Genomic DNA, 20,436 nt, shown 5'->3' on the forward strand with positions numbered 1-20,436 from the left:
TCAGTTGCCAGCGACCAGCGCGGCGTTGGCAGGCTTGCCGTCCAGCGTGGTGACGCCCTCGAGCCAGGCATCGACCACCTGCGGGTTGGCCTTGATCCAGTCACGCGCCACTTGGGCGGCCGGCTTACGGTCCATGATCGGCTGCATCAGCTCGGCTTCCTGCTGGCTGGTGAAGCGCAGGCTGGTGAGCAGGCGGTTGGCGTTGGGGCAACGCTCGGCGTAGTCCGGCGCGGTGACGGTGGACACCGTGGCGGCGCCATCGTTGGGGCCGAACACGTCGTCGGTGCCGGTCAGGTAGGTGACCTGCATCGACAGGTTCATCGGGTGCGGTTTCCAGCCGAAGAACACCACCGGTTTCTCGTTGCGTACGGCGCGACCGACGGCGGCGAGCATGCCCGCTTCACTCGACTCCACCAGTTTGAAGCCACCCAGACCGAACTGGTCGGAGTCGATCATCTTCTGGATCGCCGTATTGGCGCCCGAGCCGGCTTCGATGCCGTAGATCTTGCCGTCCAGCTCGTCCTTGAATTTGGCGATGTCGGCCAGGGTCTTCAGGCCCTTGTCGGCGGTGTAGCTCGGTACCGCGAGCACCGCCACCGCATCATCCAGCGACGGCTCGGCCGCGACCTTGACTGCACCGGCATCGAGGAAGGGTTTGATGTTGTCGTCCATGATCGGCTTCCAGTAGCCGAGGAAGGCATCGATCTGCCCTTTTTGGATACCGGCGAAGATGATCTGTTGCGACGCCTGGGTCTGCTTGATTTCATAGCCGAGGCCACTCAGCAGCTCGCTGGCGACGGCGGTGGTAGCGACCACGTCGGTCCAGCCGACGGCGCCGATTCGAACGTTCTTGCAACTGGCGTCGTCGGCCAGCAGGGAGGTACTGAACAGGCTCAGGGTGCAGCACGCGGCCAGCGCGGTAAGACCTTTCATCTGGGTGCTCCTCATCGTGTCACAGCGGTTCTATTTCGTTCTTCTAGAGGCCTGTCAACGGACAGAACCCCCACCGTGCTCGGGGACTTTCATCTCCCGATGAAAACACCTTACGCTTCGATTCGATGCAACATTCGCACTTGAACGACTATTTATTGACCTATGCCGACTTTTTCTTGCATGAAAACCATACTGGCCCATTAATCTCTCGGTATGCCCGTAATCCTGCACCCGTGTCGTGACCTGTATGCCCCAGACCTTCTGCTTCCTGCTGCTGCCCGGCTTTTCGATGATGGGCCTGATGTCAGCCATCGAACCGCTGCGCGTGGCCAATCGCTTTCGCGGCGAGCTGTATCGCTGGCGCCTGCTCAGCCAGGATGGCAATGCCGTGCAGGCCAGCAACGGCATGTCGCTCAACGTCGACGACAGCCTGGAATTGCCCGCTGACAGCCAGGCGCTGTTCGTGGTCGCCGGGTTCGAGCCACTGGCCCACTACGACCATCATCTGGCGCACTGGCTGCAACGACGCGAGCCGGAACTGGCGATCCTCGGCGGCATCGACACCGGCAGCTTCGTGCTGGCTGAAGCGGGGCTATTCCAGCACCAGCGCCTGACCCTGCACTGGGAAGCCATCGATGCCTTTCGCGAACGCTACCCGACGCTGCTGGTAACTCAGGAACTGTTCGAGATCGACGGCCGGCGCATCACCAGCGCCGGTGGCACCAGTAGCCTCGACCTGATGCTCGGCCTGATCGGCCAGGAACACGGCGAGCCGCTGGCGGTGCAGGTGTCCGAGCAGTTCGTGGTCAGCCGCATCCGCACCCGCCTGGACCACCAACGCATGCAGGTGGCCAGCCGCTACGACTTGCACAACAAGAAGCTGGTACGGGTGGTCGGCGAGATGGAGCGCCAGTGCGAGCAACCGCTGTCCAGCGAGGCACTGGCCGAGCTGGCCGGCATCACCGTGCGCCAGCTGGAGCGCCTTTTCCGCAACCATCTGGCGACCACACCCTCGGCCTTCTACCTCGATCTGCGCCTGGACAAGGCGCGCCAGCTATTGCGCCAGAGCGATCTCAGCGTACTTGAGGTGAGCCTTGCCTGCGGCTTCGACTCGGCCTCTTACTTCTCGCGCAGCTACCGCAGGCGCTTCGCCGTCAGCCCCAGCCAGGATCGTCACGAACGGCCAGCCTGAATGCACACCTGCCCGTTGGAACGGGATACCACATGCAGAGCCACATATCCGTTCGCGACCTCGGCTTGACGCTTTCGGCAAACCCCCAGTCGTTTTTGCACCGGGTCGCCCTGCCCCCCAGGGATAAGCTCTCCCCAAAGCGCCGACGACCGACTCGGCGCATCTGTTTAGGGGACAAGCCTGATGAGCCCAGCCGAATTGCACGCCGACAGCATCGTCATCGACGGTCTGATCATCGCCAAGTGGAACCGCGAACTGTTCGAAGACATGCGTAAGGGCGGCCTGACCGCGGCCAACTGCACCGTGTCGGTGTGGGAAGGTTTCCAGGCCACGGTGAACAATATCGTCGCCAGCAACAACCTGATCCGCGAGAACAGCGACCTGGTCATCCCGGTGCGCACCACCGCCGACATCCGTAAAGCCAAGGAACAGGGCAAGACCGGCATCCTTTACGGCTTCCAGAACGCCCACGCGTTCGAAGATCAGATCGGCTACGTCGAAGTGTTCAAGCAGCTCGGCGTGGGCATCGTGCAGATGTGCTACAACACCCAGAATCTTGTCGGTACCGGCTGCTACGAACGCGACGGCGGCCTGTCCGGCTTCGGCCGCGAGATCGTCGCCGAGATGAACCGCGTCGGCATCATGTGCGACCTGTCCCATGTCGGTTCCAAAACCAGCGAGGAAGTCATCCTCGAATCGAAGAAGCCGGTCTGCTACTCGCACTGCCTGCCCTCGGGCCTGAAAGAACACCCGCGCAACAAATCCGATGAAGAGCTGAAGTTCATCGCCGACCACGGCGGCTTCGTCGGCGTGACCATGTTCGCGCCGTTCCTGGCCAAGGGCATCGACTCGACCATCGACGACTATGCCGAGGCCATCGAGTACGTGATGAACATCGTCGGCGAAGACGCAATCGGCATCGGCACCGACTTCACCCAGGGCCACGGCAAGGAATTCTTCGAGTGGCTGACCCACGACAAGGGTTACGCCCGCCGCCTGACCAGCTTCGGCAAGATCGTCAACCCACTGGGCATCCGCACCGTGGGCGAGTTCCCCAACCTCACCGAGACCCTGCTCAAACGCGGCATGCCCGAGCGCGTGGTGCGCAAGGTCATGGGCGAGAACTGGGTACGCGTATTGAAGGACGTCTGGGGCGAATAAGCCCTTCCACCCCATTTTCTGTAGGAGCGGCTTCAGCCGCGATCCGTCCCGAAGGGACGGCATGCCCTGAAGCTTCGCGGCTAAAGCCGCTCCTACGATTCGAACTCAGGAGTTTCCGTACATGGCCACCCACGCCCCCGAAATGCCCATCCAGGTCGACGACGAAACCGGCGTCTGGACCACCGACGCCCTGCCGATGCTGTACGTGCCGCGGCATTTCTTCGTCAACAATCACATGGGCATCGAGGAAGTGCTCGGCGCCGAGAAATACGCCGAGATTCTCTACAAGGCCGGCTACAAATCCGCATGGCACTGGTGCGAGAAGGAAGCCGAATGCCATGGCATTTCAGGCGCCGCTGTGTTCGAGCACTACATGAAGCGCTTGTCGCAGCGCGGCTGGGGCCTGTTCGAAACGCAGAAGCTCGACCTGGAAACCGGCCATGCCGAGGTCAAGCTCAAGCATTCGGCCTTCGTTTACGTGTACGGCAAGGTCAATCGCAAGGTGGATTACATGTTCACCGGCTGGTTCTCCGGCGCCATCGACCAGATTCTGGCCGCCAAGGGCAGTCCGATCCGCACCGTCACCGTGCAGGAGTACAGCGGTTCCGAAGAAGGCCATGACGACGGCCTGTTCGTCACCCGGCCACTCTGAGTCACCCATAAGAATTCCGTGGAAAGGCCGGACTGCAGCGGTGACACCCTCGCCGCTGCAGCGCCTCCCACAACGCTAGAGCGCTTACCGTGAGGATGCCGTAATGGCCTTCGAAGCAATGTTCCAGCCGATCCAGATCGGCAAGCTGACCATCCGCAACCGCGTGCTCTCCACCGCGCACGCTGAGGTCTACGCCACCGACGGCGGCATGACCACCGAGCGCTACGTGAAGTACTACGAGGAGAAGGCCAAGGGCGGCATCGGCCTCGCCATTTGTGGCGGCTCCTCGGTGGTGGCCATCGACAGCCCGCAGCAGTGGTGGAGCTCGGTCAACCTGTCCACCGACCGCATCATTCCGCACTTCCAGAATCTTGCCGACGCCATGCACAAGCACGGTGCCAAGATCATGATCCAGATTACCCACATGGGTCGTCGCTCGCGCTGGGACGGTTTCCACTGGCCGACCCTGATGTCGCCGTCCGGCATCCGTGAACCGGTGCACCGCGCCACCTGCAAGACCATCGAGGTCGAGGAAATCTGGCGGGTGATCGGTAACTACGCGCAGGCCGCACGCCGCGCCAAGGAAGGCGGCCTGGATGGCGTCGAGCTGTCCGCCGTGCACCAGCACATGATCGATCAGTTCTGGTCGCCGCGCGTGAACAAGCGTACCGACGAATGGGGCGGCACCTTCGAAGGCCGCATGAAGTTCGGCCTGGAAGTGCTCAAGGCCGTGCGCAAGGAAGTCGGCGACGACTTCTGCGTCGGCATGCGCATCTGCGGCGACGAATTCCATCCGGACGGCCTGTCCCACGAGGACATGAAGCAGATCGCGGCCTACTACGATGCCACCGGCATGATCGACTTCATCGGCGTTGTCGGCTCGGGCTGTGACACCCACAACACCCTGGCCAACGTGATTCCGAACATGAGCTACCCGCCGGAGCCCTTCCTGCACCTGGCGGCTGGCATCAAGGAAGTGGTCAAGGTGCCGGTGCTGCACGCGCAGAACATCAAGGACCCGAACCAGGCCACGCGCATTCTTGAAGGCGGCTACGTGGACATGGTCGGCATGACTCGCGCGCACATCGCCGACCCGCATCTGATCGCCAAGATCAAGATGGGCCAGATCGACCAGATCAAGCAGTGCGTCGGCGCCAACTACTGCATCGACCGCCAGTACCAGGGCCTGGACGTGCTGTGCATCCAGAACGCTGCCACCAGCCGTGAATACATGGGCGTACCGCACATCATCGAGAAGACCACAGGCGCCAAGCGCAAGGTGGTGATCGTCGGTGGCGGCCCAGGCGGTATGGAGGCGGCTCGCGTCGCCGCCGAACGCGGCCACGACGTGACCCTGTTTGAAAAGCAGGAACAACTGGGTGGGCAGATCACCCTGGCGTCCAAGGCGCCACAGCGCGACCAGATCGCCGGCATCACCCGCTGGTACCAGTTGGAGCTGGCGCGCCTGGGCATCGATCTGCGCCTGGGTACTGCGGCCGACGAGGCCACCCTGCTCGACCTGCGTCCAGACATCATCGTGCTGGCCAACGGCGGCCATCCGTTCCTCGAGCAGAACGAGCACTGGGGCGCCGACGAAGGCCTGGTGGTGAGCAGCTGGGATGTGCTCTCGGGCAAAGTGGCGCCGGGCAAGAACGTGCTGGTGTACGACACCATCTGCGAATTCACCGGCATGTCGGTCGCCGACTACCTGGCCGACAAGGGCGCACAGGTGGAGATCGTCACCGACGACATCAAGCCAGGCGTGGCCATTGGCGGCACCAGCTTCCCGACCTACTACCGCAGCCTGTATCCGAAAGAAGTGATCATGACCGGGGACCTGATGCTGGAGAAGGTCTACCGCGAAGGCGACAAACTGGTAGCGGTGCTGGAGAACGAATACACCGGCGCCAAGGAAGAGCGCGTGGTCGACCAGGTGGTGGTGGAGAACGGCGTGCGGCCTGACGAGTCGCTGTACTACGCACTCAAGCAGGGCTCGCGTAACAAGGGCCAGATCGATGTCGACGCGCTGTTCGCGATCAAGCCGCAGCCGTGCCTGAGCGAGCCGGGCGACGGCTACCTGCTGTTCCGCATCGGCGACTGCGTGGCCCAGCGCAACACTCACGCGGCGATCTATGACGCCTTGCGCCTGTGCAAGGACTTCTGATCTAACCGCTGAACCGGTGTGGGAGGGGCTTTAGCCGCGACAAGGTAAGCAGCATCGCGGCCAGAGCCTCTTCCATCAGCCCCACCCTCGGGCTTGAGGATGTCCTCGATGTTAAACACCCTGCTCCCCATTCTGCTCTTCGCCGCCCTGGCCCTCGCGGTCATCGGGGCGGCCAAGCGCTTCTTCATGTGGCGTCGCGGTCGGCCGGCCAAGGTCGACTGGATCGGCGGCCTGCTGAAGATGCCGCGTCGCTACCTGGTGGACCTGCACCACGTGGTCGAGCGCGACAAGTACATGTCCAAAACCCACGTGGCCACCGCCGGTGGCTTCGTTCTCGCGGCAGTGCTGGCCATAGTCGTGCACGGTTTCGGCCTGCACAACCGCATCCTCGGTTTCGCCCTGTTGGCGGCCACGGTGCTGATGTTCACCGGCGCCCTGTTCGTCGCCAAGCGCCGCCTGAACCCGCCCTCGCGCCTGTCGAAAGGCCCGTGGATGCGCCTGCCGAAAAGCCTGCTGATGTTCGCGGCCAGCTTCTTTATCGCCACGCTGCCGGTGGCCGGCATCCTGCCGCCCGACTTCGGTGGCTGGGTGCTGGCCATCATCCTCGCCGTCGGCGTGGCCTGGGGTGTATCCGAGCTGTTCCTCGGCATGACCTGGGGCGGACCGATGAAACACGCCTTCGCTGGTGCCCTGCACCTGGCCTGGCACCGCCGTGCCGAGCGCTTCGGTGGCGGTCGCTCCACCGGCCTGAAAGCGCTGGACCTGAATGACCCAAAAGCCCCGCTGGGCGTGGAAAAGCCCACTGACTTCACGTGGAACCAGCTGCTCGGCTTCGACGCCTGCGTGCAGTGCGGCAAATGCGAGGCCATGTGCCCGGCCTTCGCCGCCGGCCAGCCGCTGAACCCGAAGAAGCTGATTCAGGATATGGTCATCGGCCTGGCCGGTGGCAACGACGCCAACTTCGCCGGCTCGCCGTATCCGGGCAAGCCACTCGGTGAACACGGCGGCGGCCCGCACCAGCCAATCGTTTCGCTGCAGGGCAAAGCCCTGGTCGACGCCGACACCCTGTGGTCGTGCACTACCTGCCGAGCCTGCGTCGAGGAGTGCCCGATGATGATCGAGCACGTCGATGCCATCGTCGATATGCGCCGTCATCTCACGCTTGAGAAAGGCTCGACGCCGAACAAGGGCGCCGAAGTGCTGGAAAACCTCATTGCTACCGACAACCCGGGCGGCTTCAACCCCGGCGGTCGCCTGAACTGGGCCGCCGACCTGAACCTGCCGCTGCTTGCCGACAAGGGCGAAACCGACGTGCTGTTCTGGGTCGGCGACGGCGCCTTCGATATGCGCAATCAAAGAACGCTTAGGGCCTTCGTGAAGATCCTCAAGGCTGCCGACGTCGACTTCGCCGTACTCGGCCTGGAAGAGCGCGACAGCGGCGACGTGGCTCGCCGCCTGGGTGACGAAGCGACCTTCCAGCACCTGGCCAAGCGCAACATCGCAACCCTGACCAAGTACCGCTTCCAGCGCATCGTCAGCTGCGACCCGCACAGCTTCCACGTGCTGAAGAACGAATACGGCGCACTCGGCGGCAACTACCAGGTTCTGCACCACAGCACCTTCATCGAAGAGCTGGTGCGCAAGGGCTCGCTGAATCTCGGCCAGAGCAAGGCCGCCAGCGTCACCTATCACGACCCCTGTTACCTCGGCCGCTACAACGGCGAGTACGAAGCGCCGCGTGCGGTGCTCAAGGCTATCGGCATCGAGGTCAAGGAGATGGAACGTTCGGGCTTCCGTTCGCGCTGCTGCGGCGGCGGTGGTGGCGCGCCGATCACCGACATCCCCGGCAAGCAACGTATCCCCGACATGCGCATGGTCGACATCAAGGAAACCGGTGCCGAACTGGTAGCCGTCGGCTGCCCGCAATGCACCGCGATGCTCGAAGGCGTGGTCGCCCCGCGCCCGGAGATCAAGGACATCGCCGAGCTGGTCGCTGAAGTGCTGATCGAAGCCACCGACGTAGCGGCTAAGCGCCCTGCCGCCAAGCGCGAACTGGCGGAGGTGCAGTGATGAATGCGACCGACGTAGGGCGGGTGCAACCCGCCAGCATCTGTCCGGCGGGTTACACCCGCCCTACGCACAGCCTGGAGGCCCTGCAATGAGCGACATCATCCGCCGCGACCCACGCGCCGAGTGGATCGCCCGTAACCGCCTGCATCCACTGCATGCCTCGATGCAGAAGGCCGAAACCAGCTGGATGGGGCCCAATGGCATCATCCGCAAGAACCCGCACGTCATTGCCGCCGGTTTCTTCGGCCCGGCCGGGCTCAAGCGCATCGACCGCAGCGGCGCCCAGCAGGGCACTGTCGGCAAACGCAGCAACGCCAGCGTCGAGGTGCAACTACCGCTGCACATTATCGAACAACCAGCCTTCCACATTTGCGTGGTGCCGGACATGGTCGGAGGCCGTCTGTCCAGCCATGACAAGGATCTGATCGGTCTGGCACGCGAGCTGGCCGGCGATAGCGGTGCCGTAGTCGCCGTGATCTTCGGTGAAGACAAGGAAAGCGCTTTCGACACGGCCGGCGTCGACCGCCTGCTGCGCGTCCAGGGCGATGCCTTCGACGGCTACGCCCCAGAAGCCCGCGTACTGGCGCTGAGCGCCGTGGAGAGCCAATTGGCGCCACGCCATTGGCTGCTGCCCGACAGCCGCACCGGCGGCGGCGAACTGGGCCGACGCCTGGCCGCCAAGCTCGGTGAGCGCCCGGCCACGCGCGTCTGGCAGGTCGCCGGCGAGCAGGCCATCGGCCGTGCCGGCAGTGGCCAGCAGGATATCCAGCGCGCGCTGCCACGGTTGATCCTGGCCGCCGCCGAATGCGCCAAGCCGGTCAGCGACACCCGCCATGAAGTCCGCTTGCTGGAGCTGGCCGAAAAAGTCGCGCACAGCCTGCCGCGCGTCGAAGATCTCGGCCCGGTGGCCGTAGACCCTGCACAGATTCCCATGGCCGAGGCCGAATTCATCCTCTCCGGCGGCAACGGCGTGAAGGACTGGAAGCTGTTCCATCAGGCCGCCATTGCCCTGGGCGCCACCGAAGGTGCCTCGCGCGTGGCGGTCGACGATGGCTTCATGCCGCGCAACCGTCAGGTCGGCGCCACCGGCACCTGGGTCACCGCTCGCGTCTACCTGGCTGTCGGTATTTCCGGCGCCATCCAGCACCTGCAGGGCATCGGTGCCTGCGACAAGGTGGTAGCAGTGAACATGGACCCCGGCTGCGACATGATCAAACGTGCCGACCTCTCGGTGATCGGTGACTCGGCAGCGATCCTCGCAGCGCTGATGGAGCGCGTCGCGGCCTGGCGCCAGGAAGGAAAACGTGATGCTGCCTGACTCTCACGAATGCTCCCTCTTGGGAGGGGCTTCAGCCGCGACAGAATGCGTGCATGGCCAGATCGCGGCTAATGCCGCTACAACGGTTCGAGGTTGCCACCATGACTGACCTGAATATCGTCGCCCTGGTCTCGGTCGGCGCTCACCCGACCTCCGCTCGCCCACGGCGTGCCGAGCAGGACGCGCGCGCGGTGGAGCTCGGCCTGCGTCTTGCCGGACAGAATCTGCAGCTGTTGCACGCTGGCGATCCCCAGGCCGAAGCCCTGCGCGGCTACCTGGGCATGGGATTGGAACAGCTCGACGTACTGGAGCAACCCGAAGGCGCCGACGCCTTGCCGCTGCTGGTCGACTACCTGCAAGGCAGCCGCACGCAGCTCGTGCTCACCGGCAGCCAGGCGGAAACCGGCGAAGGCTCGGGCATGCTGCCGTTCCTGCTCGCCGAGCGGCTGGGATGGCCGATGGTGGTCGGCCTGGCCGAAGTGGAGAAGGTCGAGAACGGCGTGGCCCAGGTGCTGCAAGCACTGCCACGTGGCCAGCGGCGTCGCCTCAAAGTGCGCTTGCCGTGCGTGGCCAGCGTCGACAACGCCGCACCCGTTGCTCGCCAGAGCGCCTTTGGCCCGGCACGACGCGGACAGATCGAAGCACATGAAGTGACGGTGGTGGATGACACGCTGCTGGCCGAGGCTAGCCTGCAGCCGGCCAAGCCGCGGCCCAAGCGTCTCAAGGTGATCAAGGCCAAGACCGGCGCGGAACGGATGAAGGCAGCCACGGCCAAAGCCAGTGGTGGGGGCGGCCAGATCCTCAAGGATGTCTCGCCACAAGAAGGAGCAGAGGCTATCTTCAAGCTGTTGATCGAAGAGGGCGTCCTGCGTTGACGCCCCAAGCCAAGGAGCCACGACCATGATGCATGCCGATCTGATCGACCAGGAAGACTTCCGCGAACGCCTGATCGCGTTGGGCCTGAGCATTCCAGCAGGCGTCACGCCCGAGCAGGCTTGCGAGCTGGCCGTCAGCGGCCTCAGCGCCGAGCGCGCCGTGGCCTTGCGTCATCTGGTGGAGGAGTTGCTCGGCGGCAGCGCCACCCTGCTGCCCAACGTACGCGAAGCCATCAGCAAGCACCTACTGCCAGCGCTGGTGCCCAAGCCGGCCTGATATTCCTCGGTGCGCATGGCGCACCCTACAGCAACGACACAATGAAAACGGGGCGCCGCTGGCGCCCCGTTTTCATTGCAGCTCGCGTCAGATACGTACGCTGGCGAAAGTCGACTCACCCTGGGCACGGTTGAGCGCCAACATGGCACCGGAATGAGCTTGCTGCTCAGGGATCGGCAACAGCACCACTAGGTTGTTGCCCTGCTGACCAGCGCGCTCGTCGCGTGGCGGAATACCGAAGTACTCTCGGTAGCACTTGGAGAAATGCGGGGTGGATACGAAACCGCAAACCGAGGCCACTTCGATGATCGACATGCTGGTCTGCTTGAGCAACTGGCGCGCACGGATCAGGCGCAGCTTGAGGTAGTAACGCGACGGCGAGCAGTGCAGATACTTCTGGAACAGGCGCTCGAGTTGACGACGGGAGATGTCGACGAAGCAGGCCAGCTCGTCGAGATCGATCGGCTCCTCAAGATTCGCCTCCATCAGTGCGACAATTTCCTGCAACTTCGGCTGGTTGCTGCCAAGCATGTGCTTGAGCGGTACACGCTGGTGATCCTGCTCGTTACGAATACGTTCGTAGATGAACATTTCGGAGATGCCGGCTGCCAGTTCGCGGCCATGCTGCTGGCCGATCAGATGCAGCATCATGTCCATCGGCGCGGTACCGCCAGAGGAAGTGTGGCGATTGCGGTCGATGGAAAACAGGCGAGTGGTGATGGCCGCACGCGGGAAGGCTTCCTGCATCGAGGCCAGGCACTCCCAATGCACGCTGCAATCGTAGCCGTCGAGCAGACCGGCCTTAGCCAGCGCCCAGCTGCCGGTGCACACAGCACCGAGCAGGCGCCCCTGGCGCGCCTGCAGTTGCAGCCAGCTGACATGTTCACGCTTGACGCTGTGTTGAATATCCACGCCACCACAGACGATCACCGCATCCAGCGCCGGCGCACTTTGCATGGCCGCGTCCGGGGTGATCTGCAAGCCATCGCTGGCGCAGACCGGCAAACCATCATGAGTCAGGGTGTGCCAGCGAAACAGTTCCTTGCCGGAAAGCTGGTTGGCCATGCGCAGGGGCTCTACCGCCGAAGCGAGAGAAATCAGGGTGAAGTTGTCCAGGAGCAGGAAGCCGATGGACTGGGCGACACGGTTCTGGGGATGCGCCCCTTGGCTGAACTGCGACATTGATGGAACCCTCTCACGCTAAGCACGGTGTGAGCCCAATTGAAGTGGGCCTCTGTTATATCCTGGCCAGGCCTGAAAACCCGGTGGCTATGCATCTCTACGCAAAGGTCATGCCTAAATTGATCAAGCGTTCAATAAAAACAGAGCCTTCCATGCGTGGCGCGCCAGACGGGCTTCTTGACGCGAATCCAAGAGCTTGCGAAACGCTCTCAAAGCCTCTTGCCACAAGGCTTTGAGCATTTCGGTAGCACGGATTGAGTGGCCTGCTACGGCTTCCCTGATTACCAGTAACGGACGGACGGTAACAGCAGCGACCGATCGGTCACGACCGATGGAGTCGATGACCGCACTCGTCGCACCAAAATCTCGCGAAGCGGTGGCCTAGCCGGAATCACTGCACCAGCACAGGTCAACTCTCGCCAAAGTGCCAGCCGCCAGACCTGATAGAGACAAGCGACCTGACGAATCCGCAACAGGTTCGCGATGATCCAACTTTCGTCAGCACGTCCAGATCTCCAACCGACTCGTACATATTCAATCGCGCCGCAGCGAGCAGCCGTATCAAGGTCTTTTCTCGGCATGCCAGTGTCGCTTCTCGCCCAGAGGGCGGCCCACCTCTTGCTGTGAAATAGCCAATCGTCCGCCCCAGGAATCTTCCAGCGGCTTCAGCCGCCCGAACAGAGGCACACCCCGTGAACAGATTTGCTCGCTGGCTGCTCGTGATCGCCCTCACCTCCTCCACCACCTTGTACGCCGCAGAATCCGAGCGCTGCGAGCTGGTACGCCTCAGCGATGTAGGCTGGACTGACATCACCATGACCACCGCCGTGGCTCGCCTGATACTGGGCGAGATCGGCTATCGCACGCAGATCCGCCGCATGTCGCTGCCAGACACCTATCGTGGATTGTCCGAAGGCCAGTTGGACGTGTTCCTTGGCAACTGGATGCCGGCACAGAGCGAGCAGGTACAGCCGCACCTGGACAGCGGCAAGATCGAAAAACTGCACACCAACCTGCCCACGGTGCGCTACACCCTGGCAGTGCTGGCACCAGGTTATGAAGCGGGGCTCAAGGACTTCGCCGACATCCATCGTTTCAAGGACGAGCTCAGCGGGCAGATCTTCGGCATCGAGCCCGGCAACGAAGGCAACGAGATGGTCAAAGGCATGATCCGCGACAACGTATTCGGCTTGCAGGGATTCACCCTGGTGGAATCCAGCGAAAGCGGCATGCTCAACCACGTCGAACGCGCTCAGCGCCTGGGCAAATGGGCAGTTTTTCTGGGCTGGGAACCGCACCCGATGAACGAGCGTCTGAAGATGAGCTATCTGGCCGGTGGCGATGATTATTTCGGCCCCAATTACGGTGCAGCGCAGGTCAACACGGTGGCACGCGGCGGCTTCAGCCAGCAGTGTCCCAATCTAGCCAAGCTGTTTCGCAACATCACCTTCACCATCGCTGCAGAAAACCATTTGATGAGCGCCGTGCTGGAAGGCAATACCAATCGCCGCCGCGTGGCCAAGCAGTGGATCGAAGACAACCCGCAGATGGTTGCGTCCTGGCTGGAAGGTGTGACTCGCTATCAAGGCGGCCCCATCAGCAAGGTATTCGACGTATCGCTAGCGAAAAATGACTGATAAATTCGACGAAATAGCCGAGAAAAATCAATAAAAATGGCAGAAAGCAGAGAACACTTCATGGCTCGAAAGGGATTTCCCTTGTCGTGTCGAGAATCACGGCCAGGCTCGCAAGCCTGGCCGGCTATGACCGATCGGTCACATTGCGCCGACTTTGGATTTTTCAACGCTTTTCGGCACGCCTCCACCTCTGACTGTAAATTTTTTTCAACATCGCCACAGCCCCCGCGCTACGCCGCCTGCGCCTCGCTTAAAGGTCTGAAAACCAGCACCGGCGCGGCTTTCAGCCTTGGCCAAGGGACGAAAAAGTCTGTTAAGGTTTTTAAAGTACGTTCTCGAAAGCGCTTCTCGATGCTCACATCGAGCGCTATTCAAAACGGCATCACGCAGTGCTTTCAGGAGCCCGAAAAACGGCGAAAACATGGAAAAACACGGGGTGTGACGGGCCATGTCGTCGCCCAACACGTCAGGGTCGCAAACCGATAATTGCGCAGACCCCAAGACTATATCGTTGAGTCAGCCGATGACGTCGCTGCCGCCTCCCGAGGGGACCGGCAGACTGGGGCCCACCGCCCCGGACCGAAGAACAGATAAGCGCTGGCCCACCATCGATAGGGCGCCAGCCCAACAAGAAATTTCGGATGTACGCATGCGCCAGGACGACGCATGAAACCCCAAAGGAATGGGCTTCGAAACACTGCCAGAGGGTTTGGAAAGCGGTTTGCAGCACGGCAAGACAGTGGTCACTCATCAACAGGTTGCAACGACGCAGTGGGCAGTTTCTGCCACCAGCCGCGTCCGCTGCAGCGTGCCCGAGCGCCACATCCGACGCCCGCAGCGAAGCGCTCGCCAGCCCCGAAACCCAGCAAACACCCAAACAGGTATCAGAAGCCTGACACCGCTGTTCTACGCTTCGACGATGCGTACCCAGCCGTGCCAGCGTGAACTGGATGCCGATTGAAGGGGAAACGTCCCATGCAGTCTGGAAAGATCGTGGTCGAACACCTGTACAAGGTTTTCGGCCCTAACCCACAAGAAGCCATCGACCTGCTCAAGGAAGGCTGGAGCAAGGAGAGGATTCTGGCCGAGAAAGGCGCCGTGATCGGCGTCAGCGATGTGTCGTTCAGTGTCGAAGAGGGCGAAATCTTCGTGCTCATGGGCCTGTCCGGTTCTGGCAAATCCACCCTGATCCGTCTGATCAACCGCCTAGTCGAGCCCAGCGGCGGTGACGTCTACATCGATGGCCAGAACGTGGCCAAGCTGCCGCAGTCGCAACTGATCGACCTGCGCCGCCGCGACATGAGCATGGTCTTCCAGTCCTTCGCCCTGATGCCTTCGCGCAGCGTGCTGGACAACGCCGCCTTCGGCCTGGAAGTGGCCGGCACCGGCCGCAAGGAGCGCGAGAAGCGCGCCATGGAAGTGCTCAAGCAGGTCGGCCTGGACACCTTCGCCCACAAGTACCCGCACGAACTCTCCGGCGGCATGCAGCAACGCGTCGGCCTGGCCCGTGCACTGACGGTCAACCCGTCGATGATCATCATGGACGAGGCCTTCTCCGCCCTCGACCCGCTCAAGCGCCGCGAAATGCAGGACGTACTGCTGGAGCTGCAGAAGACCCATCGCCGCACCATCATCTTCGTCTCCCACGATATCGAAGAGGCCATGCGCATCGGTACCCGCATCGGCATCATGGAAGGCGGCAAGCTGATCCAGGTCGGCACCCCGCAGGAACTGATCGAGAAGCCGGCCAACGAATACGTGCGTAACTTCTTCGACACCGTCGACACCAGCCGCTACCTCACCGCCGGCCAGCTCAAGGCCGACAGCGTGCCGACCTACGTCTACAACGGCAGCGCGCCGGACGCGGCGAAGATCTGCAAGGAGCTGCAGGCGCTGGACAAGCACTACGCCTTCATCGTCGACGAACAGAACAACTTCCAGGGTTCCATCAGCCTGGAGAAGATCGCCCTGATGGTCGACGGCGACGAACCCCGACCACTCGAAGCGGATGCGCTCAAGCAGGTCGTGCCGGTGCCCGAAGACATGCCGCTGGAAGATGTGATCACCCGCCTGGTGGACAACGAAGGTCCGATCCCGGTGGTAGACGCCGACGGCCATTACTGCGGCGCCATCAGCAAGGGCCGTCTGCTGACCCGACTGCAGGGGGAATCCAATGAGTGACAAGAAACTCGACCTGGGTAGCTGGGTCAACGACGTCGTCCAGCACCTGCTGGACAACTACAGCGGCGCCTTCGACAGCATTGGCAGCGTGGTCGCCGGCTTCTCCGAGGCCATCGAGAAGGTGCTGATGCTGCCGCCAGCCTGGCTGCTGATCGCCATCTTCGTCGCTCTCGGCCTGTGGCGCATCGGCGCACGCTTCGCGATCTTCACCGCCGTGGCCTTCATCCTGATCGTCATGACCGGTTTCTGGGATCAGACCGTGGTCACCCTCGGCCTGACCTTCTCTGCCACCCTGATTAGCCTGCTGCTGGGTATCCCACTGGGCATCTGGGCTGCCAAGAGCGAGCGCGTGGCGACCATCATCCGGCCGATTCTCGACTTCATGCAGACCATGCCGGCGTTCGTCTACCTGATCCCGGCTGCCATGCTCTTCGGCCTCGGTCGCGTGCCAGGCATCATTGCCACGGTGATCTTCGCCATGCCGCCAGCCGTGCGCCTGACCAGCCTGGGTATCCGCCAGGTGAACAAGGAAATCGTCGAAGCTGGCCAATCCTTCGGCTGCACCAGCCGCCAGTTGCTGTTCAAGGTGCAACTGCCCAATGCCATGCCGTCGATCATGGCCGGGGTCAACCAGACCATCATGATGGCCCTGTCGATGGTGATCATCGCCTCGATGGTCGGCGCCGGTGGCCTGGGTAACGATGTATTGGCAAGTATCCAGCGACTGGACATCGGTCTAGGCTTCGAGAGCGGCATGGCCGTGGTGCTGCTGGCGATCATCCTCGACCGCATCACCGAAAGCTTCGGCACGCCGCAGACCGCCAAACGCGGCCTATTCGCCTGGTTCAGTGGCAAACTGCAGCGCCAGTCCAGCTAATACGTTTTTTTCACTTCACAGGGAACCGCAGATGAAAACGATCAAGACCACCGCCGTCATCGGCTTGTTGTCCTGCGCACTGATGCAGGGCGCCATGGCCGCTGAACCGGCGAGCTGCAAGCAGGTACGTTTCGCCGAAATTGGCTGGGCCGACATCGCCGCCACCACCGGTGTGGCCATGACCCTGGCCGAAGGTCTGGGTTATCAGCCACGCAAGATCATGGCCTCGGTGCCTATCGCCTTCACTGGCGTGAAGAGCGGCCAGGTCGATGTCTTCCTCGGCTACTGGGCGCCGTCGATGGACTCGGTGATCGAGCCCTTCCTCAAGGATGACGGCGTCAAGGTGCTGCCCAAGGCCAACCTCGAAGGCGCCAAGTACACCCTGGCCGTGCCGACCTACGCAGCCGAGGCTGGCCTGAAGAGCTTCCAGGACATCGCCAAGTTCAAGGATCAACTGGGCGGCAAGATCTACGGCATCGAGCCGGGTAACGACGGCAATCTGCTGATCGATGGCATGATCAAGAACAACCAGTTCGACCTCGGCGACTTCCGCATGGTCGAGTCCAGCGAAGCCGGGATGCTGGTGCAGGTATCGCGCGCCATCAAGAAGAAAGAGCCGGTGGTCTTCCTCGGCTGGGCGCCGCACCCGATGAACACCCAGCACGACATCACCTACCTGTCCGGCGGTGACGACGTGTTCGGCCCCGACTACGGCGCGGCCAAGGTCTACACCGTGGTACCACCGGATTACGAAGCGCGCTGCGAGAACGTCGGCAAACTGCTGAACAACCTGCAGTTCACCGTCGATATCGAAAGCCAACTGATGGAAAAGGTACTGGAGAAGGAAAACCCGCAGACAGTCGCCAAGGAGTGGATCAAGGCCAACCCGGCGATCCTCGACCAGTGGCTGAACGGCGTGACCACCTTTGACGGTCAGGACGGCGTTGCCGCCGTGAAGAAACACGTCGGGCTGTAACAGGCCACGACCCGATTCAGGCTCGAACCTCAGGGTTCGAGCCTGAAAATCTCCTCGCAAACCACTAGCGGCTGATTTCTGGCTGTGACGGGGAGACTTTGCCCGCGAACCGGCAATCTGTTGCGCAACACGGATTCGCAAGGCCCGCAATGAGAACGAGCCAGTCAACGATTTTGCAACTGCCACTCACTGATGGAGCACAACAACATGCGCGTACTCAAACACCTCTGCCTCGGCGCTGCCGCCCTGGCCATCGGCATGGGCAGCGCCCTGGCCGCCGACAAACCCACCCTGAAGATCGGCTACGTCAACGGCTGGGACGACAGCGTCGCCGTCACCCATGTCGCCGGTGAAATCCTGCAAAGCAAACTCGGCTACAGCGTCGAACTGAAACCGGTCGAACCCGCCATCATGTGGCAGGGCGTGGCCCGTGGCGACCTCGATGCCACCCTCTCCGCCTGGCTGCCGGCTACCCACGGCGAGTACTACGACAAGCTCAAGGACAAGGTGGAAATCCTCGGCACCAACTACTCCGGCGCCAAGATCGGCCTGATCGTGCCGGACTACGTACAAGCCAAGACCATCGAAGACCTGGAAAAATATTCCAAGGACTTCGACGGCAAGATCACCGGTATCGACGCCGGTGCCGGCGTGATGCGCCGCACCGAAGACGCCATCAAGGAATACAACCTGGCCAGCATCAAGCTGATGCCGAGCTCGGGCCCGGCCATGGCCACCGCCCTGACCCGTGCCGAGAAGGCGCAGAAGCCGATCGTGGTCACCGGCTGGATTCCGCACTGGATGTTCGCCAAGTGGAAACTGCGCTTCCTTGAAGATCCGAAGAAAGTCTTCGGCGACGACGAGCGTGTCGACACCGTGGCCAACCCGGAACTGAAGGGCAAGGCCGCCGACGCTGCTGCTTTCCTGAGCAAGATTTCCTGGAGCGGCGAAGAAGTCGGTGCAGTCATGCTGGCCATCCGCGAAGGCGCCAAGCCTGACCAGGCCGCCAAGGACTGGATCGCCAAGAACCCGGACCGCGTTGCGGAGTGGCTGAAGTAAGCCTCCCCTGTCGCATCACAAAGCGGGCTTCGGCCCGCTTTGTCGTTTCCGTAGGATGTTGCAAGGTCGCGTGTGCACCGCAGGCACCGATGATAAGGCGGTGTGCACGGCCAAGGTCGCCCCGTGACAGCCTGCGGAATCGGTGCCCCGCCCCCGCTCCCCCACCTCGCTTGATTGATCGAACGATCAAAATCCGCCTAGACTCCGGCCCAACTTCACCCGCTGGAGATCCCCATGCCCAAGGTCGGCATGCAGCCCATTCGTCGTTCGCAGCTGATCGCCGCCACCCTGGAAGCGGTCGATCAGGTAGGCATGGCCGATGCCAGCATCGCCTATATCGCCCGTCTGGCGGGGGTGTCGAACGGCATCATCAGCCACTACTTCAACGACAAGAACGGCCTGCTCGAAGCGACCATGCGCCATTTGATGCAGGCGCTCAGCAATGCAGTCGGGGAACGCCGTCGCGCATTGCGCGAGGACAGCCCGCGAGCACACCTGAAGGCGATGATCGATGGCAACTTCGATGAAAGCCAGGTCAGCGGCCCGGCGATGAAGACCTGGCTGGCGTTCTGGGCCAGCAGCATGCACCAGCCGGCCCTGCGCCGGTTGCAGCGGGTCAACGATCACCGCCTCTACTCCAACCTGTGTGGCCAGTTCCATCGCGCGTTGCCGCAGGATCAGGCGCGCTTCGCCGCCCGCGGCCTGGCTTCGCTGATCGACGGTCTTTGGCTGCGTGGCGCGCTGTCCGGCGAGGCCTTCGACACCGAACAGGCGCGCCGCATCGCCTACGACTACCTCGACCTGCAGCTGGGCAAAGCCCTGTAAGGCAATCCATCCTGCCCATGTGGGCTGAAGCCCACCCTACGGGCGGAGCAAAGCTCAGTAGCGTAGGGCGGATGCAACCCACCGCCCAAGATGGCGGGTTGCATCCGCCCTGACTGGTCAAGGCTGATTAGCTCCTACCAGCTACGCCCGGAAACCGCAGACGAATTAATCTTCGCAGCAGTTGCCCGATGGGCATGTAGGCCAGGTCGAGCAGCGATTGCAAATGGCGCGAGCTTGAATTGGAACGCGCCGCGTCCTGCCCCTCAATACCGCCCACCCAGATCATCTGACGCAGGTAGCGATACACACCGCGATCACTGATGCCATAGCTGCCCCACTGCTCGAATAGCATCGTGCCGAGACCACGAAGCATGTCCCTGAACATGAGTCTGAGCAGACCTAACAACATGCACAGCCAGGCGAGAAGCAATAGCAGTTGCCAGCCTCTGTCTTGCAATACAGCGAACAGCTCGAAGTACGCCTGAGCCCCCTCGCCATACGTAACGACCAGCGTGCAGATGATCGTCAGTAGGATAGCGAGCAACGCAGTCAGGCGATTGCTATCCATCCGGCCAAAGAAGAAGTCGAGCAGCTCATTGGCGTCGAGATCGCCTGCCCTGCTCCGAATGCGCTGCCAATCCGACCAATCCTGCTCCATCTCGAAGGCTAGAGACGCCAGCCCGCTGGGCTGGCTCCTATACCGTTGACAAAACCAGTACCTCTCCCAAGCTCCCAGGCTGCCACGATCACCCACCTCGGTATCGGGTAACACGCCAAACGTCTCCTCGATCAACAACACCTGCTCACGGTCGCTTATGCCCCGACAACGAACGGCCATCAACAGGAGAGGCAGGACAGTAAGCAACGTCACGAATGGCTGCTCGTAGAGCACGTCGGCTAGGCCAAAGAGCGGCATAAGTAACAGCAAGCCCAGCATGCAGCCAATGCCCTGGCGATACTCACGATGAGCCCAAGCCCTTGCTAGCGGCGCCTTGATAAACAGCTCACGGTGCTCCCTGATATCTCGGTACAGCGACTGAATCTGCATCTACTCCTC

General features: G+C 62.4%; 17 protein-coding genes. 14 read left to right on the top strand and 3 right to left on the bottom strand.

The genetic code is table 11. The features are described 5' to 3' along the window. Positions 1-933 (bottom strand): choline ABC transporter substrate-binding protein, encoded by a 933-nt coding sequence (gene choX, locus RTH74_RS06185; protein WP_316914099.1) that lies wholly within the window; start codon positions 931-933, stop codon positions 1-3. Between the two features lie 247 nt (positions 934-1,180). On the opposite strand from choX, the gene RTH74_RS06190 reads away from it, so the two are divergent. The 8 genes from RTH74_RS06190 to RTH74_RS06225 all read left to right on the top strand — a co-directional run bounded on the left by RTH74_RS06190 (position 1,181) and on the right by RTH74_RS06225 (position 10,642). After that, positions 1,181-2,125, top strand: a complete 945-nt coding sequence (locus RTH74_RS06190; RefSeq protein ID WP_316914100.1) for a GlxA family transcriptional regulator — start codon at positions 1,181-1,183, stop codon at positions 2,123-2,125. 183 nt (positions 2,126-2,308) lie between these two features. Next, positions 2,309-3,286 carry a dipeptidase gene (locus tag RTH74_RS06195; RefSeq protein ID WP_106733696.1) on the top strand — a complete coding sequence of 326 codons (978 nt, stop codon included), beginning with the start codon at positions 2,309-2,311 and terminating at the stop codon, positions 3,284-3,286. Between the two features lie 121 nt (positions 3,287-3,407). Next, on the top strand, positions 3,408-3,938 hold the full coding sequence (locus RTH74_RS06200) for a DUF5943 domain-containing protein (RefSeq protein ID WP_316914101.1): 531 nt from the start codon (positions 3,408-3,410) through the stop codon (positions 3,936-3,938). Positions 3,939-4,041: 103 nt separating this feature from the next. Beyond that, complete coding sequence (gene dgcA, locus RTH74_RS06205) at positions 4,042-6,102, top strand: dimethylglycine demethylation protein DgcA (protein WP_316914102.1); 2,061 nt, start codon at positions 4,042-4,044, stop codon at positions 6,100-6,102. Between the two features lie 108 nt (positions 6,103-6,210). Then, the gene (gene dgcB, locus RTH74_RS06210) at positions 6,211-8,172 is read left to right on the top strand and encodes a dimethylglycine demethylation protein DgcB (RefSeq protein ID WP_316914103.1); all 1,962 of its coding nucleotides are present in this window, start codon (positions 6,211-6,213) and stop codon (positions 8,170-8,172) included. An 88-nt stretch (positions 8,173-8,260) separates the two neighbouring features. After that, positions 8,261-9,490, top strand: a complete 1,230-nt coding sequence (locus RTH74_RS06215; RefSeq protein WP_316914104.1) for an electron transfer flavoprotein subunit alpha/FixB family protein — start codon at positions 8,261-8,263, stop codon at positions 9,488-9,490. Positions 9,491-9,591: 101 nt separating this feature from the next. Then, a complete protein-coding gene (locus tag RTH74_RS06220) occupies positions 9,592-10,365 on the top strand; it encodes an electron transfer flavoprotein subunit beta (RefSeq protein WP_099522837.1) in 774 nt (257 codons plus the stop codon). A gap of 25 nt (positions 10,366-10,390) precedes the next feature. Next, on the top strand, positions 10,391-10,642 hold the full coding sequence (locus tag RTH74_RS06225) for a hypothetical protein (protein ID WP_099522838.1): 252 nt from the start codon (positions 10,391-10,393) through the stop codon (positions 10,640-10,642). Between the two features lie 87 nt (positions 10,643-10,729). Here the strand turns inward: RTH74_RS06225 and RTH74_RS06230 are convergent, their stop codons facing one another. Next, a complete protein-coding gene (locus tag RTH74_RS06230; protein ID WP_099522839.1) occupies positions 10,730-11,824 on the bottom strand; it encodes a GlxA family transcriptional regulator in 1,095 nt (364 codons plus the stop codon). 692 nt (positions 11,825-12,516) lie between these two features. On the opposite strand from RTH74_RS06230, the gene RTH74_RS06235 reads away from it, so the two are divergent. From RTH74_RS06235 to betI, 6 genes are all read left to right on the top strand, one after another. After that, positions 12,517-13,461, top strand: coding sequence for an ABC transporter substrate-binding protein (locus RTH74_RS06235; protein WP_316914105.1), 945 nt, complete (start codon positions 12,517-12,519; stop codon positions 13,459-13,461). 975 nt (positions 13,462-14,436) lie between these two features. Then, positions 14,437-15,642, top strand: a complete 1,206-nt coding sequence (locus RTH74_RS06240; RefSeq protein WP_099522841.1) for a quaternary amine ABC transporter ATP-binding protein — start codon at positions 14,437-14,439, stop codon at positions 15,640-15,642. Continuing rightward, positions 15,635-16,519, top strand: coding sequence for an ABC transporter permease (locus tag RTH74_RS06245; RefSeq protein WP_099522842.1), 885 nt, complete (start codon positions 15,635-15,637; stop codon positions 16,517-16,519). Before RTH74_RS06240 ends, RTH74_RS06245 begins: the two co-directional genes overlap by 8 nt. A 31-nt stretch (positions 16,520-16,550) precedes the next feature. Further along, positions 16,551-17,495, top strand: a complete 945-nt coding sequence (locus RTH74_RS06250; RefSeq protein ID WP_316914106.1) for a choline ABC transporter substrate-binding protein — start codon at positions 16,551-16,553, stop codon at positions 17,493-17,495. 207 nt (positions 17,496-17,702) lie between these two features. Continuing rightward, the gene (locus RTH74_RS06255) at positions 17,703-18,554 is read left to right on the top strand and encodes a glycine betaine ABC transporter substrate-binding protein (protein ID WP_316914107.1); all 852 of its coding nucleotides are present in this window, start codon (positions 17,703-17,705) and stop codon (positions 18,552-18,554) included. A gap of 234 nt (positions 18,555-18,788) precedes the next feature. Next, positions 18,789-19,379 (top strand): transcriptional regulator BetI, encoded by a 591-nt coding sequence (gene betI, locus RTH74_RS06260; protein WP_316914108.1) that lies wholly within the window; start codon positions 18,789-18,791, stop codon positions 19,377-19,379. Positions 19,380-19,506: 127 nt separating this feature from the next. On the opposite strand, the gene RTH74_RS06265 is transcribed toward betI, so the two are convergent. Then, positions 19,507-20,427, bottom strand: a complete 921-nt coding sequence (locus RTH74_RS06265) for a hypothetical protein (protein WP_316914109.1) — start codon at positions 20,425-20,427, stop codon at positions 19,507-19,509. Between the last annotated feature and the right edge of the window lie 9 nt (positions 20,428-20,436).

The organism is Pseudomonas sp. zfem001 (genome assembly GCF_032621725.1).
Classification (GTDB): domain Bacteria; phylum Pseudomonadota; class Gammaproteobacteria; order Pseudomonadales; family Pseudomonadaceae; genus Aquipseudomonas; species Aquipseudomonas sediminis.

What these genes read in the sequence shown, in the direction of transcription:
- RTH74_RS06190 (WP_316914100.1), top strand. Translation starts at nt 1,181, where the DNA reads ATGCCCCAGACCTTCTGCTTCCTGCTGCTGCCCGGCTTTTCGATGATG.
- RTH74_RS06265 (WP_316914109.1), bottom strand. Translation starts at nt 20,427, where the DNA reads ATGCAGATTCAGTCGCTGTACCGAGATATCAGGGAGCACCGTGAGCTG.
- dgcA (WP_316914102.1), top strand. Translation starts at nt 4,042, where the DNA reads ATGGCCTTCGAAGCAATGTTCCAGCCGATCCAGATCGGCAAGCTGACC.
- RTH74_RS06215 (WP_316914104.1), top strand. Translation starts at nt 8,261, where the DNA reads ATGAGCGACATCATCCGCCGCGACCCACGCGCCGAGTGGATCGCCCGT.
- RTH74_RS06225 (WP_099522838.1), top strand. Translation starts at nt 10,391, where the DNA reads ATGATGCATGCCGATCTGATCGACCAGGAAGACTTCCGCGAACGCCTG.
- RTH74_RS06195 (WP_106733696.1), top strand. Translation starts at nt 2,309, where the DNA reads ATGAGCCCAGCCGAATTGCACGCCGACAGCATCGTCATCGACGGTCTG.
- dgcB (WP_316914103.1), top strand. Translation starts at nt 6,211, where the DNA reads ATGTTAAACACCCTGCTCCCCATTCTGCTCTTCGCCGCCCTGGCCCTC.
- RTH74_RS06220 (WP_099522837.1), top strand. Translation starts at nt 9,592, where the DNA reads ATGACTGACCTGAATATCGTCGCCCTGGTCTCGGTCGGCGCTCACCCG.
- RTH74_RS06250 (WP_316914106.1), top strand. Translation starts at nt 16,551, where the DNA reads ATGAAAACGATCAAGACCACCGCCGTCATCGGCTTGTTGTCCTGCGCA.
- RTH74_RS06200 (WP_316914101.1), top strand. Translation starts at nt 3,408, where the DNA reads ATGGCCACCCACGCCCCCGAAATGCCCATCCAGGTCGACGACGAAACC.
- RTH74_RS06240 (WP_099522841.1), top strand. Translation starts at nt 14,437, where the DNA reads ATGCAGTCTGGAAAGATCGTGGTCGAACACCTGTACAAGGTTTTCGGC.
- RTH74_RS06245 (WP_099522842.1), top strand. Translation starts at nt 15,635, where the DNA reads ATGAGTGACAAGAAACTCGACCTGGGTAGCTGGGTCAACGACGTCGTC.
- RTH74_RS06230 (WP_099522839.1), bottom strand. Translation starts at nt 11,824, where the DNA reads ATGTCGCAGTTCAGCCAAGGGGCGCATCCCCAGAACCGTGTCGCCCAG.
- RTH74_RS06255 (WP_316914107.1), top strand. Translation starts at nt 17,703, where the DNA reads ATGCGCGTACTCAAACACCTCTGCCTCGGCGCTGCCGCCCTGGCCATC.
- betI (WP_316914108.1), top strand. Translation starts at nt 18,789, where the DNA reads ATGCCCAAGGTCGGCATGCAGCCCATTCGTCGTTCGCAGCTGATCGCC.
- choX (WP_316914099.1), bottom strand. Translation starts at nt 933, where the DNA reads ATGAAAGGTCTTACCGCGCTGGCCGCGTGCTGCACCCTGAGCCTGTTC.